The sequence below is a fragment of the Ignicoccus islandicus DSM 13165 genome (genome assembly GCF_001481685.1).
Taxonomy (GTDB): Archaea; Thermoproteota; Thermoprotei_A; order Sulfolobales; family Ignicoccaceae; genus Ignicoccus; species Ignicoccus islandicus.
The window spans coordinates 1,023,155-1,038,166 of the sequence record NZ_CP006867.1; the positions used below are offsets into that span (position 1 = coordinate 1,023,155).

20 protein-coding genes and 1 CRISPR repeat array are annotated in these 15,012 nt (G+C 45.7%); of the genes, 16 read left to right on the forward strand and 4 right to left on the reverse strand.

Going from position 1 to position 15,012, the window contains the following annotated elements:
* Positions 1–59 precede the first annotated feature (59 nt).
* From EYM_RS05695 to amrB, 14 genes are all read left to right on the forward strand, one after another.
* Positions 60–1,394, forward strand: coding sequence for a signal recognition particle protein Srp54 (locus EYM_RS05695; protein WP_075050080.1), 1,335 nt, complete (start codon positions 60–62; stop codon positions 1,392–1,394).
* A 662-nt stretch (positions 1,395–2,056) separates the two neighbouring features.
* On the forward strand, positions 2,057–2,278 hold the full coding sequence (locus EYM_RS05700) for an antitoxin family protein (RefSeq protein WP_075050081.1): 222 nt from the start codon (positions 2,057–2,059) through the stop codon (positions 2,276–2,278).
* Positions 2,268–2,714, forward strand: coding sequence for a type II toxin-antitoxin system VapC family toxin (locus EYM_RS05705; protein ID WP_168050233.1), 447 nt, complete (start codon positions 2,268–2,270; stop codon positions 2,712–2,714). The genes EYM_RS05700 and EYM_RS05705 overlap by 11 nt, the downstream gene beginning before the upstream one ends.
* A gap of 357 nt (positions 2,715–3,071) precedes the next feature.
* On the forward strand, positions 3,072–3,275 hold the full coding sequence (locus EYM_RS05710; RefSeq protein WP_075050083.1) for an antitoxin family protein: 204 nt from the start codon (positions 3,072–3,074) through the stop codon (positions 3,273–3,275).
* Complete coding sequence (locus tag EYM_RS05715) at positions 3,257–3,490, forward strand: hypothetical protein (protein WP_075050084.1); 234 nt, start codon at positions 3,257–3,259, stop codon at positions 3,488–3,490. Before EYM_RS05710 ends, EYM_RS05715 begins: the two co-directional genes overlap by 19 nt.
* A gap of 25 nt (positions 3,491–3,515) precedes the next feature.
* Entirely contained in the window at positions 3,516–3,734 is a 219-nt protein-coding gene (locus tag EYM_RS07995; protein ID WP_420806576.1) for a PIN domain-containing protein, read from the forward strand.
* Between the two features lie 302 nt (positions 3,735–4,036).
* Entirely contained in the window at positions 4,037–4,237 is a 201-nt protein-coding gene (locus tag EYM_RS05725; RefSeq protein WP_075050085.1) for an antitoxin family protein, read from the forward strand.
* A complete protein-coding gene (locus tag EYM_RS05730) occupies positions 4,234–4,686 on the forward strand; it encodes a PIN domain-containing protein (RefSeq protein WP_075050086.1) in 453 nt (150 codons plus the stop codon). The genes EYM_RS05725 and EYM_RS05730 overlap by 4 nt, the downstream gene beginning before the upstream one ends.
* Positions 4,687–5,623: 937 nt before the next feature.
* Complete coding sequence (locus EYM_RS05735; protein ID WP_075050087.1) at positions 5,624–5,836, forward strand: antitoxin family protein; 213 nt, start codon at positions 5,624–5,626, stop codon at positions 5,834–5,836.
* Positions 5,833–6,282, forward strand: a complete 450-nt coding sequence (locus EYM_RS05740; RefSeq protein ID WP_157058784.1) for a PIN domain-containing protein — start codon at positions 5,833–5,835, stop codon at positions 6,280–6,282. The genes EYM_RS05735 and EYM_RS05740 overlap by 4 nt, the downstream gene beginning before the upstream one ends.
* Before the next feature lie 383 nt (positions 6,283–6,665).
* Positions 6,666–7,277: direct repeats of the CRISPR family, unit length 26 nt; unit sequence CTTTCTATTCCCTATTGGGACTCTAC.
* A 537-nt stretch (positions 7,278–7,814) separates the two neighbouring features.
* Complete coding sequence (locus EYM_RS05750; RefSeq protein ID WP_075050088.1) at positions 7,815–8,375, forward strand: hypothetical protein; 561 nt, start codon at positions 7,815–7,817, stop codon at positions 8,373–8,375.
* 397 nt (positions 8,376–8,772) lie between these two features.
* Complete coding sequence (locus EYM_RS05755; protein ID WP_075050089.1) at positions 8,773–9,084, forward strand: hypothetical protein; 312 nt, start codon at positions 8,773–8,775, stop codon at positions 9,082–9,084.
* Between the two features lie 4 nt (positions 9,085–9,088).
* Positions 9,089–9,310, forward strand: a complete 222-nt coding sequence (locus tag EYM_RS05760; protein ID WP_075050090.1) for a helix-turn-helix transcriptional regulator — start codon at positions 9,089–9,091, stop codon at positions 9,308–9,310.
* 157 nt (positions 9,311–9,467) lie between these two features.
* Complete coding sequence (gene amrB, locus EYM_RS05765) at positions 9,468–10,265, forward strand: AmmeMemoRadiSam system protein B (RefSeq protein ID WP_420806577.1); 798 nt, start codon at positions 9,468–9,470, stop codon at positions 10,263–10,265.
* Here amrB and EYM_RS05770 read toward each other — a convergent pair.
* The 3 genes from EYM_RS05770 to EYM_RS05780 form a co-directional block, all read right to left on the reverse strand.
* Positions 10,243–11,703 carry a DUF885 domain-containing protein gene (locus EYM_RS05770; RefSeq protein ID WP_075050092.1) on the reverse strand — a complete coding sequence of 487 codons (1,461 nt, stop codon included), beginning with the start codon at positions 11,701–11,703 and terminating at the stop codon, positions 10,243–10,245. The genes amrB and EYM_RS05770 overlap by 23 nt on opposite strands.
* Positions 11,704–11,766: 63 nt before the next feature.
* Positions 11,767–12,132, reverse strand: coding sequence for a hypothetical protein (locus EYM_RS05775; protein ID WP_075050093.1), 366 nt, complete (start codon positions 12,130–12,132; stop codon positions 11,767–11,769).
* A gap of 71 nt (positions 12,133–12,203) precedes the next feature.
* Entirely contained in the window at positions 12,204–12,590 is a 387-nt protein-coding gene (locus EYM_RS05780; protein WP_157058785.1) for a CBS domain-containing protein, read from the reverse strand.
* 86 nt (positions 12,591–12,676) lie between these two features.
* On the opposite strand from EYM_RS05780, the gene EYM_RS05785 reads away from it, so the two are divergent.
* The gene (locus tag EYM_RS05785) at positions 12,677–12,862 is read left to right on the forward strand and encodes a hypothetical protein (protein WP_075050095.1); all 186 of its coding nucleotides are present in this window, start codon (positions 12,677–12,679) and stop codon (positions 12,860–12,862) included.
* Here EYM_RS05785 and EYM_RS05790 read toward each other — a convergent pair.
* Entirely contained in the window at positions 12,848–14,278 is a 1,431-nt protein-coding gene (locus tag EYM_RS05790; RefSeq protein ID WP_168050235.1) for a cation:proton antiporter domain-containing protein, read from the reverse strand. The two genes, EYM_RS05785 and EYM_RS05790, sit on opposite strands and share 15 nt — an antisense overlap.
* A 149-nt stretch (positions 14,279–14,427) precedes the next feature.
* Between EYM_RS05790 and EYM_RS05795 the strand changes: the two genes are divergently transcribed.
* Complete coding sequence (locus EYM_RS05795; protein WP_075050097.1) at positions 14,428–14,994, forward strand: choice-of-anchor V domain-containing protein; 567 nt, start codon at positions 14,428–14,430, stop codon at positions 14,992–14,994.
* Positions 14,995–15,012 lie beyond the last annotated feature (18 nt).

The following is a 15,012-nucleotide window of genomic DNA, read 5'->3' on the forward strand; positions in this document are numbered from 1 at the left end:
GCAAGCGACTGACTTAATTAATTAAACACAATACCGAACTACGCAGTAGGTAACGGAAGTTGCTAGATGGGGTTAGGGAAGCGGTTAGGAAGTTCCTGAAGTCCTCCGCAGACTACGAGACAGCTGTTAACGCTTTCATTAAGGAATTACAAAAGACCTTGATAAAGTCTGACGTGAACGTTAGGCTAGTCCTCCAGTTAACGAAGAAGATAAAGGAGAGGGCACTAAAGGAGAAACCCCCGCCGGGGGCCTCCAAGAGGGATTGGTTCATAAAGATAGTCTACGAGGAGCTATCCAACCTCTTCGGCGGCGACGTAGAGCCCGAAGTGAAGCCGAAGAAAGTGCCGTGGGTAGTAATGTTGGTTGGAGTCCAAGGGAGCGGCAAGACGACCACTGCAGGGAAGCTCGCCCGCTTTTACAAGGTGAGAGGTTACAAGGTGGCTCTCATTGCCGCAGATACCTACAGGCCCGGAGCGAGGGACCAGTTAAGGCAATTAGCTGAGAGGGCCGGGGTGCTCTTTTACACGGAAGACGTCGACGACGCCGTTCAAATAGCCAAGAGGGGCGTCGAGTGGGCTAAGGGAAAAGGCGCGGAAGTGATAATAGTCGATACCGCGGGAAGGCACAAGAACGAAATTGATCTACTTAATGAGATGGAGAACATAGCTAAGGAAATATCTCCGGACGAGGTCATGTTGGTAATTGATGCAGGAATAGGCCAACAAGCGAAGGCGTTAGCAGAGAGCTTCCACAAGAGAACTCCAATAGGCAGCATCGTGGTTACGAAGCTCGACGGTACCGCTAAGGGCGGTGGAGCGCTTTCAGCAGTAGCCGTTACCGGTGCAACGATAAAGTTCATTGGAACTGGTGAGAAACTGGACGAACTAGAAGTCTTCAAGCCGAAGAAGTTCGTTGCGAGAATACTCGGACTAGGCGATCTAGAGGGACTGCTTGAGAGGCTAAAGGAAGTAGAGGAGTCAGGAAAGCTAGAAGAGATAAGTCAAAAGATAATTGAAAAAGGTGACCTAACTCTCGAGGACCTATACTATCAGATAGTATCAATGAAGAAGATGGGTTCTCTGAAGAAACTACTGCAGATGTTGCCCGGAGTTGGGTTGATGGGTGGCAACGACTTACTTAAGCAAGTAGACGACAAAGTTCTGGATAAGTGGTTAGCCATAATGAACTCAATGACCATAGAGGAACTGAGGAAGCCAAACATAATAAACAGATCTAGAATGAGGAGAATAGCGATCGGGTCCGGTACTTCAGTTAAAGACGTAGAAGAGTTACTTAAACATTACAACATGTCGAAGAAGATGATCAAGCAACTGAAGAGGAAGAAGGGCATGCTGGCTAAGTTAATGAAACAGATGGAAGGCGCAGGTTTCTAAGAACTACGCTTTATCTCGTTTCATTTCATCTCGCACTTCGTTTTCCTCAAGCGTTACCTCAAACCTCTTTATCGTTAGAACTTTCGCGCCTTTACTCCTCAACTCTACTCTCTAATTTTAGAAATGGTTTTGCTGTGATGAACGGAAGCGCCTATCTATAAGCGTTCCTTGTTCCTAATTGGATCTTTAAAAGCCGTACTTAGGAAGAGAACGCACGTGAATTTGGTAAGAGAGTTACCCCTTCTCACTGGTCGTATGGTCGGTTGACGCAATGCTACGTAGCCACCACTAAGTGTTATCTATGTAGTCGTAGTTATTAAGACAATGTCGCGAAGTATTGTTAACTTCAGAGGCGATGCCGAAGTTCTACTATACATCTAACAACTTCGGTACACCTTAAACGATACTTAAAAGCAGTCAATTAACCTCGGTCAGCGAAAGAACCTATTGTAATGGCAGTCCTACCGTGACTTCGAAGCACTGGATCGAGGACTCCGAAGGCTCGGGACATAAAAACTGTGTTCCCGGGGAAAATCATGAATTGGAAACGGTCTTCGCAAATTCTCATCACCGCGGATATCAATGCGGATAATCTGGAAACACCGGCTTCTAGGGGAAAGACTAATTGTCCCGATGCACTTAATGTATGAGTGGGGCTAGAATTGTCCAAGGTTATAAGAGTAAGATACGAGGGTGGCGTTCTGAAGCCGCTTGAACCTCTAGGGTTTAGTGAGGGCGAGGAACTTATCGTGGAAGTGAAGAGGCAAGTAGCTGGGAAAGGTATAGAACAGTTCTTTGGAGTGGTTAAGACTAAGAAAAGGAGGACTCTCATCGGGGAGGAGGATTACTATGAACACGTCTCAGAGAGGGGTGGTGTTCCTTGATAGTAGCATTATCATTCGCTACTTCCTAGGAGATAGCAAGGCCAAAGAGGTTCTAGAAGATGACTCTAAATTCGCTATAAACTCTATAGTTTATAGCGAGGTAGCTTTTAACCTCTTAAAACTTCTATACGTAGATAAATATAGTAGATACCAGTTTTATGACATGAAGTCGGCAATATCTAGCCGCGATAGTGACCTCCTAAGAGGATACAGGATACTCTACTCGTTCATAGACGAGCTTCTAGGCGAGGAGAGGCTAGTATTCCTCCCAATAACTTTAGAGGTAATAGAAGAGGCAACTAGGATAGCCACAGAATACGGCTTACTACCAAACGACTCACTCATAGCAGCAACATGTAAGCATTATGAAATAAACGCCATAGCCACTTTCGATGAGGACTTCAGGCGAATCCCATGGCTAAAAGTAATTCCATAACTCATCGATGGATTACCAAATAGGATAATCCTCTAAGAAGCATGAACCAACCTAGATTCCTGCCATGATTTAGAGTTGCAGCACAGCTTCTCAGAAAGAAGATTCTTATTCATGTAGTATTTGGTTTATATGTGTAGTACTTATGTAACGGGACAGCCGGGATTTGAACCCGGGACCACGGGCTCCGAAGGCCGGAGATATATAAGCAGCGTTTCCAATGGAAACCATTGAATGGAAGCAAACTTCACAATCAGTTATCGTTAGATGATGTCATAGGTGATAACGTGGAAACAGGTTGTAGGGCTGAGGTAAATGGCTAATTGTCCCCGATGCACTAGTATAAGTGGGAGCTAGATATTGTCTAAAGTCGTAAGGGTAAGATATGAGAAGGGAGTACTCAAGCCGCTGGATAGGATTGAGTTTCGGGAGGGAGAGGAGTTACGGGTTGTGATACTTCCTAGGGAGTTCCCTGAGCTTCTAAGAGAAGTTGAGGTAGAGGCTAAGGAAGACATCGATAAAGTGCTCAGGGAGGCCCGTGAGAGATGGAGACAGTGGTATTAGATAGCAGCGTCATCGTTAAGGCTATCGTAAAGCCTGGGCACTGGCTTCCAATCGAGGTGTATCGTAGAGAAGCTGAGACGCATAAGAAAGCCAGAAAAGTAATTGAACTCCTAAAACAAAGAAATCGCACGGTCGTTTTCCCATTTCCCGTTCTAGTCGAAGTTGCCGCTGTGATATCTAGGCTTGTAAGTAGAGAGTTGGCTGAGAACAATTGAATCACTCCGTACCACTACGAACTACATAGTCGTTGACGAGAAAGATATACGAGAGGAAGCAATCAAGGTTGCCATCGAAACAGGTAGCTCGGGCTTTGACGCATATGTTTTGGCGACTGCGTTAAAGTATAATGCTGTACTTATAACAGACGATGAGCCAATGAGCATACATGCCAAGAAAGAAAAACTGGAATACATCCTTCTACGGAGTGTATCATTAAGTGAGCTCGAGGATTTAATCTAGAATTTCTTGTTATACCTTGAGAACATTTACAGGCTCATTCGAATACTTAACTCTTAGTCTTAGAATTTTTTGAAAACAAGATGAACACGTATGTGGCACCCGCCGGGATTTGGAACCGGGACTACGGGCTTCATAGGCTTGGGGCTTATAAACCATGTTTCCAAGAGAAACCATGAATTAGAAACGCCCTTCACAAATGGTTACCGCTAGAGGTATCAGAGCGAATAATCTGGAAACACGCTGTAGGGTTGGGGTAAAGCGCTAATTGCCCTGATGCACCTAATGTATAAGTGGGGCTAGAATTGTCCAAGGTTATAAGAGTAAGATACGAGAAGGGCGTGCTAAAGCCTCTAGAGCCAGTAGAACTTAGAGAAGGTGAAGAGATAGTCGTCTTTATACGTAAGCGTAGGGTTGGCGAGGTTCTTAAGAAGTATGCTGGAATGTTTGGTAGGGCTGACATAGAGGAGCTAAGGAAGTACGAGGAGGAGGCCCAGGCACAGTGAGCAAGGTGTTCATTGACACCAATATATTTTACAACATATTATTTGAGACCGGTCTCACTCAGATAGCTCGAAAGTTACTAGAAGATTATGAAGAAAACATGTTCTACACAAGTATAACTGTGGTGAACGAGCTACTCTACATATCCACAAGAAAGCACTACCAAACCACTGGAGAGATTAGCGGACCTTATAGCCTAAGAAGGCTAATAGCGAGCAAAGGGTATCCCAAGCTTATCGTCGACGGTATACGTAAACTATTAAGAGACCTTGAAGTGGAAGTACTAATAGAAACCGTAGGTTATCAGGATATGATAGAAACAGCGAGTAGCCTAAATCTCCTGCCGAGCGACACCATCATAGCACTGACATGCAGACACTACGGCATTGATACTATCCTAACCTTTGACGAGGACTTCAAGCGTGTTCCATGGCTCAAGGTTATTCCCTAAATATGAGCCAGACCTACTCTGATTCAATGTGCGTTGTTTGGTGAAACCCAGCTCTTTCAAGCTTAAGTTCTTGTACTATATGAGTTCTCTACTAATGTTATTTCTCTCAATACTTGTTTTAATAGCCCCTATAGGCGCTGTAGTTTCAATGGCTAGCAATGAAAAGGTTTACCCGGTTATTCCAATAGTGTTTGTAAGTCTATTTATATTCTCCATGTTAGGGTTTTATGCGAGTTGATTCCCCTTACTTAGAAGGTTACACAGCCATACTATTGTGGTGACAAGGTGGTACGACCCCACAATACCTAGAGAATATAGGACTCAAAATGAGGCGCGTGTCATGGTTCTTCGAAAGGAGCAGATATTATGAAGCAACAATTAGTGGCAAAACATTAATAACAATCTCTGTAAATCTGCACATACCTAGAATATTTAGGGAAAAGGAGAATTACCTACGGTAAAAGTAGCCATTTACTTAATACCAAAGGATATGGGCGAAGCAGAGAAAACCCGGCTCGAGAAGGCTATACAAAAAGCTATGGATAAGAATAAGCCTATCATCCATTGATGAGCCATAGACGTTGTTTCGTGTAGAGAATACGCAACTTGCTCATCGTTAACTAGCGGAGACACGTTATCGCATTGCATGGGTTTATCCTTTGACAACCTTGTAGTCTCATTATATCTAGACTAAGACGGAAAAGTAGCACGAAAGAACGCACATAGAAATAAGTACTTTTGAGTAGCAGGACCACCGGGATTTGAACCCGACCCCGACTCACCAGTGCCCTATAAACAAGGTTTCCCGAAGAAACCATTGCCTGGAAACATCCTTCACAAACGATTATCGAGTAATGCTATCAAGATAGTCTGGAAACGTTTTATTCTGCGAAGGGTATATTGGGGTTTGACTCTATAAGTGTATTTGGGGTTGAATTTGTCTTCCAAGGTTAGGGTTGTGCGTGCACGATATGAGAATGGAGTGCTAAAGCCTCTAGAGCCAGTAGAGCTTAAGGATGGAGAGGAGGTTCTGGTTAGGGTGGAAAGGCTCGAGAGTAGGGAGAATATTGTAGAGAAGTTCTATGGAAGACGCGGTCCAGCCCCGAAAGAGCTACTGGACGAGTTTATGCTTGAGGCTGAGGCTCAGTGATACTGCTGGACACTAATGCTATAGTATACTACTTACACCGCGTTGAGCCATACGCGTCGAGAGTGAAGCGGATCCTAGCAAGTAGGGAGGACTTAGCTTTAACTCTCAGGATAGTTGACGAGGTAATCTTTACCCTTATAAGGCTTGAGGCTTTGAGGAAGCTCGAAATAAGGAGACTGGACCAGCTACGGGATTACATTAGGAAGCATGGCCTAGAAGAGTTCGATGACGCTATAAACGATGCTGATGAGATGATAAATAGCCTCGGAATTCTGGTCCTAGAAGACAAAGGTAGTCTTAGAGAACTCCTGGAGGTAATGAGGAAATATAGCCTACTCCCAGGAGATGCCTTGATTGCAGTAACCGCTAAGCATTATGGTATAGATACTATTCTAACGTTCGACGAAGACTTCAAGCGAGTTCCGTGGCTCAAGGTAATCCCTTAGCATACTAGGATTACCAACTACGATATCCTTGGTGAAGGAGGAGCAATCATAGTTTTAGCATACTGAATTGTAACTTCACTCTTTGCAAGGAGAAATTTTATAATAGTGATGGTATATAGGTGGCGAGCCCATCGAAATTTGAACCCGGGACCACGGGCTCCGAAGGCCCGCGCTCCTCCTGGCTGAGCTACGGGGCCAGTTTCTACAGAGACGAGTTGGAAATTTAAAGTGAACTTCGAGTTGGCTTCGATTCGGAACCAATTTTATCCATTCGTTTTCGCGCGCTTGAATGAACTTTTTTATTCATTTTTGAAGGAAAGAGTTTTTCTATCATGGATCTCTACTAAACACATAGCCACCCAGTACGGCGAAGTTTTGGAGGGCTTTCTATTCCCTATTGGGATTCTACTGGTCTATCTAGTTGAGAAGGATTTCATAAACGATATTCAGACTTTCTATTCCCTATTGGGACTCTACTCATCACGTCAAATGGTTTCGGAAAGCGTAGTGCTACTTTCTATTCCCTATTGGGACTCTACATTACAACAACTAGCGGGGGTCTTCAGTTCTGGATGTCTTTCTATTCCCTATTGGGACTCTACCGAACTTGACGTGGTCTCGAAGGCCGTAGAAGAAGTGACTTTCTATTCCCTATTGGGACTCTACGGATCGAAGCGAAGGTCGTCGGTCATCCGAGCTTTGCGATCTTTCTATTCCCTATTGGGACTCTACAGAATCTAGTGTTGATCGAAGTGAAGAGATCGGGAAGGGGACTTTCTATTCCCTATTGGGACTCTACATTGACAGGTACGTTAGGTGCGGGAGGTATCGATGTTTGAATCTTTCTATTCCCTATTGGGACTCTACCCTGAGGCGCCCCCTCCCGTCAGGGAGGGGGATATAAAAACTTTCTATTCCCTATTGGGACTCTACATAAAAGCACTAGAAGAAGCGAGTGAGTTAGAGCTACTTTCTATTCCCTATTGGGACTCTACCGTTGCCCTCCTATTTAAACAATCAATTCCCCATCTTTTAACCCTTTCCCCTCATTTGCCTTTCCTCAACCACACCTTTCCTCTCAGAACTTAAACTCAAGTAGTTGTCCAATATATGTATACATATGCTTGTATAAGGTAGGCTGGAGTAGAAATCCTCATGATCATCGGAGTTCTCATGATCGCTTATTAACCCCTCAATGCAACTTCTCATTGTAAAGATCGATCTTGAAAGGACCTCGTACTGATGGTCCGAACTCCAGAGTTGTAAATTGCATTTGTTTTTACAAATACAATGTTGAATGATTAGGTTTAAATAGAATTAACAATTAGGAAGGCTGGTAGAAACTGAAGGTGCTTAAGGAGACCATTAATTTTGAATTCGAATGGTTAAGGTTGAAGAAATGAGTGAATTAATTGTTAGTAAATGGAAAATAGAATTTGGACAAGAGGTGGAGATGGGTATTCACCATTGGATGGTGAATAGCTAAAGTTAATTATTACGCAATTGCGCCCTTGCACCAAGGTAGCTAGGGAATGGTGAAACCCTTCGAAGTAGAAGCTAGGTTTCTAGTAGATGAGAGGTTCCTTGAGAAACTTCTCTCTATGGGATTCAAGGTAATAAGGGAATACGCATTTACTGACTACTTCTACGAGCCACCGAGCGGTTGGAAGGGTAACAAAGCATTGAGAATAAGGGATTGGGGAAACAGTTGCGAAGTGCTTTTCGATTCAATCGACGTGATTGAGACGAACGGCATAAAGGTAAAGAGGAGCAAATTCAAGGAAGGTAAAGTGAAACTATACGAAGGTTCGAGAAAAGAATGTGAGAAGCTGCTAGAGGAGATGGAATTCCAACGTAAATTTGTTATTGAAAAAGAGAGGGGTTACTTGCTTAATAACGGAAGGTATACCGTTGCATTGGAAAGAATTCTCGGCAAATGGGTTTTAGAGGTAGAAGTGAATGGAGAGGATTTGGAAAAGGCCGTATCCGAAATGAAGAGAATAATGAGGGAACTGGGTTTGGAAAGGCCCGTAGCCACTACTACGCGGGAGCTGGTGAAGATATTGGAAAGCGAAGGACGACCTCTACGGTAACCGCTTCCTAAATTTAACCGTTACTTAAGCCCAAAAGGCGCTTGAATCCCTCAACCAGCTCTCCGACGCTCGCCCTATCTTTGGGATTTAGCTCGTGCCCCTTCTTTAAAATACGGACGAGGAATCTCATGACATATGAACTAGACTGTGGGAAATCATCCTATTTTAGGAGCATATTGGTTTACGATTTTGAACAATAGTTAGGATAAAAGGCACTCACCTCGTAACAACACGTTACGAAGAGCGTTCCGGAGGTTTCGCTTCTCTTCGCCCCTTCACTGGTTAGGCCTCATGGGGAATCTGAGTTGCTTTAACTTCTTGGACTGGGGAAACCATTGAAAATGTGTAAAGTTTTATTAACATGTAAAGCAAACTTTACATCGGTGGGAGGGTGAGGTTGAAAGTAATCCCTCTCTTAATAGTGCTTGGAATACCTTTAGCCTTGTTCGTAAGGTACTCGTTGCTCGTATACGTACCGCTGGTCTTCGCCATAGCTCGAGCCTACGATAGGTCCATGGACGAGAGGGACCTAGAGGTTAGGAAGATGGCCTCCATAGCGACTCTGAAGGCCACTATAACGTTACTATCGTTGACCTTCATTGCGTCAACGGTATTCGGACACTTTAAGGAGCTCCTAGCAGTGGCCTTCCTCTCCTCTATACTCGGTTACTGGGCCTTCGTTAACTACTACTATTCGAAAATGGGGTAAAGAGATGGAATGCGTCGAAGTTAAACTGAGGGAGCTCCGAACGGAGAGGGGTATAAGCCAAGAATCCTTAGCGAAGGCGGTAGGCGTTAGCAGACAAACGATAATAGCTATTGAGAAGGGTAGGTACCTACCTTCCCTAACGCTCGCATTGAAAATAGCCAAGTTCTTTAACGTAAACGTAGAGAGCGTCTTCAGGCTTAGGGAGGAGTGCTATCCAAAGAGATGAGGACTCGGGCACGACCGATTAGATGAGGAGGGTCTTGAGTGCTGATCCAACCTCCCCATTTTTCACTCGCTTCTCGAACTCAATTTCGGTGGATGCTTTGTTAGTCAGACCTCCGGCAGTAGCTGGTACTTTCTATCCCTCGGACGTTGACGAACTAATGAGGTTAATAGAATGGAGCTTCACCCATCCCCTAGGTCCGGGAGAGGTTCCCCAAGTTTCGGAAGTTAGGAGGAAGGAGAGCGTAGGCTTCATGGTACCTCACGCAGGCTACATATATTCCGGCCCGGTGGCGGCTTGGGCTTACTACTACCTCGCTAAGGAAGGTCCTCCTGAGACCGTAATAATAGTTGGTCCCAACCACACGGGTCTAGGAAGCCCTATCTCTATCATGCCCCCCAGCATATGGGAGACTCCCTTAGGACACGTCCACGTCGACGCGGAAGCCGTTGAAGAGATAGTAAGGGAAAGCGGAATAGTTGACGTCGATCACACCGCTCACATCTACGAGCACAGCTTAGAGGTTCAACTACCCTTCCTCCAATACCTCTTCGGAAACAAGTTCAAGATAGTTCCAATAGTTATGGCGCTCCAAAGCCCAGAAGCTGCCAAAGCCTTGGCCAAGGGAATATATAATGCTATGGAAAAATTGGGGAAGGACTACGTGTTCTTAGCCTCTAGCGACTTGAACCACTACGAACCCCACGAGGTAACTGTAAAGAAAGACATGATGGCAATAGAGAGAATATTAAAGCTCGATACGGAGGGCCTCTACAAGACGCTCATAGAGAACGACATTAGTATGTGCGGTCCCGGACCAGTTATGACCCTCATGGAGCTATCGAAGCTATACGGTACTAAGGAAGCAGTCTTGCTGAAACACGCCACCAGTGGGGATACGAGCGGCGATTACTCTCAGGTTGTCGGTTACGCTTCTATAAGGTTCCCTCTACCTTAGAAACGACCACTTTTTCTAACACGTCCACGGGTAGAGCTCCTTCGGATAGCAACTTTTCGTGGAAGTCATAGAGGTTAAACTTGGAACCCATGTATTCCTTCACTTTCTCCCTAATCTCCAGTATTCTCATTTTTCCATAGGCGTATGAGAGCTGGTAACCCGGCGTCAAGGTATATCTAAGCACCTCTGCCTTGGCCGATCCTTCGTCCATCCCGACTACTTCAACGAGCTCCTTCACGGCCTCATCGAAGCCCATTTTACCCGTACTCAAACCTATGTCCAAGTAAACCCTTACCCATCTCCACAAGGCGTCCTTGAGTACCTCCCACTTGTATCGAGGATGGTCCTCGAAACCGTTCTCATACATTAACCATTCCGAGTAGTGGGCCCAGCCCTCAATGAAGTCCGTCGCGTTGGCGACTAAGTACCTGTACTTCGTTGGAAGGTGTAAGGAAAGCTGTAAGTGATGGCCCGGATAGGTCTCGTGTACTGCCGTATTCAGTATCTCGTAGTAGTCCTTCTTGGCGCCTCTGGGAGTTACGAAGAGGTAACCCATATTTAAGAAAGAGAAGGGAGATGGGGGATTGTAAGCAGCGAAAGGTATAGTTGGAATTAGAGGCTTGGGGGTGTCTTCGACGCTCAATTGCTCGTCTGGAGCTAAGGGCGCCAGCTTCCTTTCGATTACGAAACTTCTAGCTAAGGCAACGGCCTCTTGGTAGGCGGCCTTCGGATCCTCTACTTCCCTTCCCTTGGGCATCTCTCCCAATTCCTCCTTTAACTCAGCGACCTTTCTCCTAGCTAAGCTCTCGAGCACACCAATTCCCATTCCTATGTTCCTAACTCCTAAGAGCTCATTGAAGAGAGTCTCCCCCATCGGTTCGAAGCCTTCGTCCGCTTCCAAGCTTCCCAGCCACTTCTCGTACTCGCTAACCTTAGCGAGGACGCTTTGGGGTACTGAGAGCTCCAATAACGTTAGCTTCAGGCCCTCTAGTTCGGCTAAGGCCAGCTTTACCCACAAGTCCCTAGGTTTCTCCAAGAGCTCCTTACTATTTTCGAGAATTTCTGGAATGGCCCTTATTCTGCTTGCCAAGGCTTCGGATTTGTGCCTCTCCGGTACGTCCTTCCTCAGCAATATTGATAGGAGCAGTTCCGTTACGACGGATGGAGCTATCGGATAGCTCTTCCAAGGCCTCCAAAAGGCCAGCTCTATTAATTCAACTCTAATAGACCTGATGGCCTCCGAAACGTCTATCTCTAATGAAGGTTCGTCCCACTCCTCCAGCTCGCCTAGCAGCGATTCAGATGCGTCTACGTACCCTTCCAACCATTCGAGGTTCAGTTTCGGGTAAAGCAGGTCGTATTGACTGAGACCCAAGTAGCTGGCGTAGTGGGGAAAGTAGTTGAAGTGAGAGATTATAACCTTATCGAGAGGGTTCAACTTTAGCCTTCCTCGTTATTGGGGCCTCATTAGAGGTTAAAGTCCCTCTTCCTCATCGGTTCGCTAAAAATTCATGCGTATTAAGTTCCACTCTTCACCGGCCTCTAATAGCCATCCGGCGAGCATTCGAGCCATAAGGTCCCTAGCTTCCTCTTCGTCTCTAACATGGTAGCCGCTGTTCTTTAACGCTCTGTATGCCATCTTGGAGTTGATCCTAGACTTCATCTTCTCAGTTAACATTTTCCATACAGCTAATAGGTTAGCCTTGTCTTTATTGTTCTGAACTACTGCGGAGAGCAGCTTGAAGTCGGCCCCGGAAAGGAAGGCCTTATCGTACCACTCGGTATCCCTAACTAGTTCTAGGTAATACCTTAGTGGCTCGTAGTCGCGGACGAGCTTCTTCGTCGCAAATATAGGTTTCCAGCTCAACTCGGTTTTTGCCTCGCACAGATTAGATACCCCAAACACTTATATTAGTACTACGTTTGGGAACAGTAATTTTACTCACCTAATAGGTTCTCGATAATCGGTGTTATCGCCTTTATGACGTCTATAGCCATCACTACTGCGTAAGGTTCCTCGTCTTCGTTCAGTACAACTAGGTAAGGCGTTTCGAACTTCTTCATTAACCTCAAGGCGTCCACTACATCAGCATCGTACATAACGAAAGTCGGCTCCGTGTCTACGTATTGCTCTATGCTAGCCTCTACGTCGCCTTGAGCTACTGCTTCGGATAGTTGAACGTAACTGAAAACGCCCATGAACTCGTCGTCGGTCGTTTTAACTAATAGCGCTATGTTGTTTCCCTCGCTTATCTTTCGCGCCGCTTCCTTAATGCTAGTTGAAGGCAGAACCCAGACCCCGCTCCTGGCTATTTCCTTTACCATCAAGGGATCTCTCACGCGAGTATAAGTTAAGTAACGGAGTTTAATAATACCTAGGCCAATAGCTAGCGTTCAAAGGAACTAGAGGGATGGACCTCGGGAAGAGGGACCCTCAAGGGTATTACGTAATAGTCGCTAAGGCAGAGGCCAAGGAATTAGTTGGAGAGGGTTTAATCGAAGAGGTGGGCGATTGCGTTGTAATTAGAATTAAGTCCAAATCGAGGGCGCAGAAGTTGCTTAGGAAGCTTCAATCGAGAGGCTTACTTTGCACCTAGTTCAGCCAACTTCTTCAATACCTTCGTTGAGCTCACCGAGCCGTAGTAACCGAAGTCCCCCTTTACGACCGCTACGAGGGGATACTCCTCTATCTCTTCTTCTACGGCGATTACCTTCCCTATGCTGTCATTGCAATCGAACACTGGTACGCCTTCGTGATACACTTCGTACACTCGAAGTTTCTTCAGCTCGCTTTCGCTCAAACCTATTACGTCCTTGAGCTCCACGTATCCTATTGGCCAATTGCTGGCGTCTATTACTACTACCGCTTCCCTTCCGTCCTTAAGTATCTCGAATGCCTCCCAGAGAGTTTGGCTCAAGTCCACTGCAACTCTTTCCAACTCCAAGTCGCAGAACTTAGGTAATGATTGAGGCTTCCTCTTCTTCTTTATTGCCAACGATCCTATTGATAAGGTGTTCAAGAGAACCGTTGCGATAGATGCCGAATACAGCTCTTGCGAGAGCTTGCCTATTTTGAATTGGCTCGCTAGTAGAGCGGTGTCGATGCCCCCTTTAACTGTAGTTAGAAGGGAGGTCCTCCAATTCCATCCAGTAATTAACCTTACAATTACGGCTTTGATTAAGACTACCGAGAAGTTAGCCACAATGAGAATTGGGGCAACTCTCGAAAGTATAGCGAACGGGTTAACTAGGACGGACGAACCCACGAAGAACAGCGGTTCGAAGAACGAGTGATTTACAGCTTTTAACTTGCTCTTCAACCAAGGCCTTTCTATTAAGTACTCGCTTGCGACCAAGCCCATCATTAGGGAAACGACTGCGCTGTTCAGTCCAATGCTTTCCGAAGCATACCCAACTAATAGTATCAACGCTATCATGAAACTCAAAGGGAACTCCTTAGCTAAGAACTTCTCCTCGTATTCAAAGAATCTCTTAAAGAACTTCTCACCGTAAATTACGGACGCGACCGCTAGGAAAACCGTTAAAGCCAATACCTTTACGTCGAAAACTATGAAGAGATATAGCGAGAGGATTGCAATTACCTCCGCTATTTCATCTATTATTAGGAAATCTTCGAAGCCCTCTAGTTCCACGTGCTTCAGCAAGCTACTAATTCTTATCGTGCTAGGCATTGCGAATATTACTGAAAGCAAGAGGGCGTCCTTGAAATCTATTGCGGAAGCTAGGAGGGCGAGCGAAGCTAGGAACGGGGCAAAGAACAAAACTAGACCTCTAAGCAAGTAGCCCCTATTTACGTTCCTCAGAGACAAACCGAGGTCTTCAGTGCCCATCAAGAACGCCGTGAAGTTAAGGCCTACCGTAAAGAGCAAGGGGGCGAACTTATACTCTTCCCTGAACGCAGGGAAGAACGACATTAGGATGCCTAGGACGAGGGGACCTAACAGATGAGGCAACCCTATCTTTAAGGCTAGTTCCTCCGCGAGCTTAGCCAAAAGTAGAGTCAACCCTATGAGCGACGTCACTAAACTGACGTCCATTTCCCTTCTCTGTCCTCTTTTTGGAAGGGCCTCAACGCGGATTTTAAGTGTGAACGCGTAACCAAATATAGGTTTAATTAGAGAAGTACCGAGGACTTGAGATCATGAAGGCTCTCGTAACTGCGTTACTGCTCTCAGCTCTAGTTTCCGCTTACATAGTAGGGGCACCGGAGCCCCATTGCTCTACCTGCCACACTCCAGCGAACCCGGTTAAGTTCGAGGTCAAGGGATTACCTAAGTACTACGTTCCGGGAAAGGAATATAACGTAACTATAGCTATAACGGAGAAATGCGAAGGGAAGTGCTGCGAAGGCTTCTACTTCTCTATACCAGCGGGAGATGTTAAGGTGAGCGATCCGAAGGCGATGAAGGTAGAGAGACCTCCCTTTGGAACCCCCTATCTGACTCACACTGAAGAGGGTAGGTTCAGAACTTCTTGGAGCTTCAAGTGGATAGCGCCTAAGGAGAGGATACCTCTAACCTTTACCGTTTCAGTACTCAAGGCAAACTGCGATAACGAGCCTACCGGAGACAACTTTTCTATAAAAGAGATAAAGGTATACCCGGAAGGGTACGTGCCTCCTAAGAGCTCTAACAGGTTGCCTTACTTGATAATAGGCGTTGCATCGATAGCCATTGCGACTCTGTTGCTAATACTCGCTATAGCGTAAGGGCTTTTAGTTAGTTCA

Coding starts and splice junctions, on each gene's coding strand:
- EYM_RS05715 (WP_075050084.1), top strand. CDS start 3,257: ATGGAGACAGTGGTATTAGATAGCAGCGTCATCGTTAAGGCTATCGTA.
- EYM_RS05750 (WP_075050088.1), top strand. CDS start 7,815: ATGGTGAAACCCTTCGAAGTAGAAGCTAGGTTTCTAGTAGATGAGAGG.
- EYM_RS05760 (WP_075050090.1), top strand. CDS start 9,089: ATGGAATGCGTCGAAGTTAAACTGAGGGAGCTCCGAACGGAGAGGGGT.
- amrB (WP_420806577.1), top strand. CDS start 9,468: ATGAGGTTAATAGAATGGAGCTTCACCCATCCCCTAGGTCCGGGAGAG.
- EYM_RS05780 (WP_157058785.1), bottom strand. CDS start 12,590: ATGGTAAAGGAAATAGCCAGGAGCGGGGTCTGGGTTCTGCCTTCAACT.
- EYM_RS05785 (WP_075050095.1), top strand. CDS start 12,677: ATGGACCTCGGGAAGAGGGACCCTCAAGGGTATTACGTAATAGTCGCT.
- EYM_RS05795 (WP_075050097.1), top strand. CDS start 14,428: ATGAAGGCTCTCGTAACTGCGTTACTGCTCTCAGCTCTAGTTTCCGCT.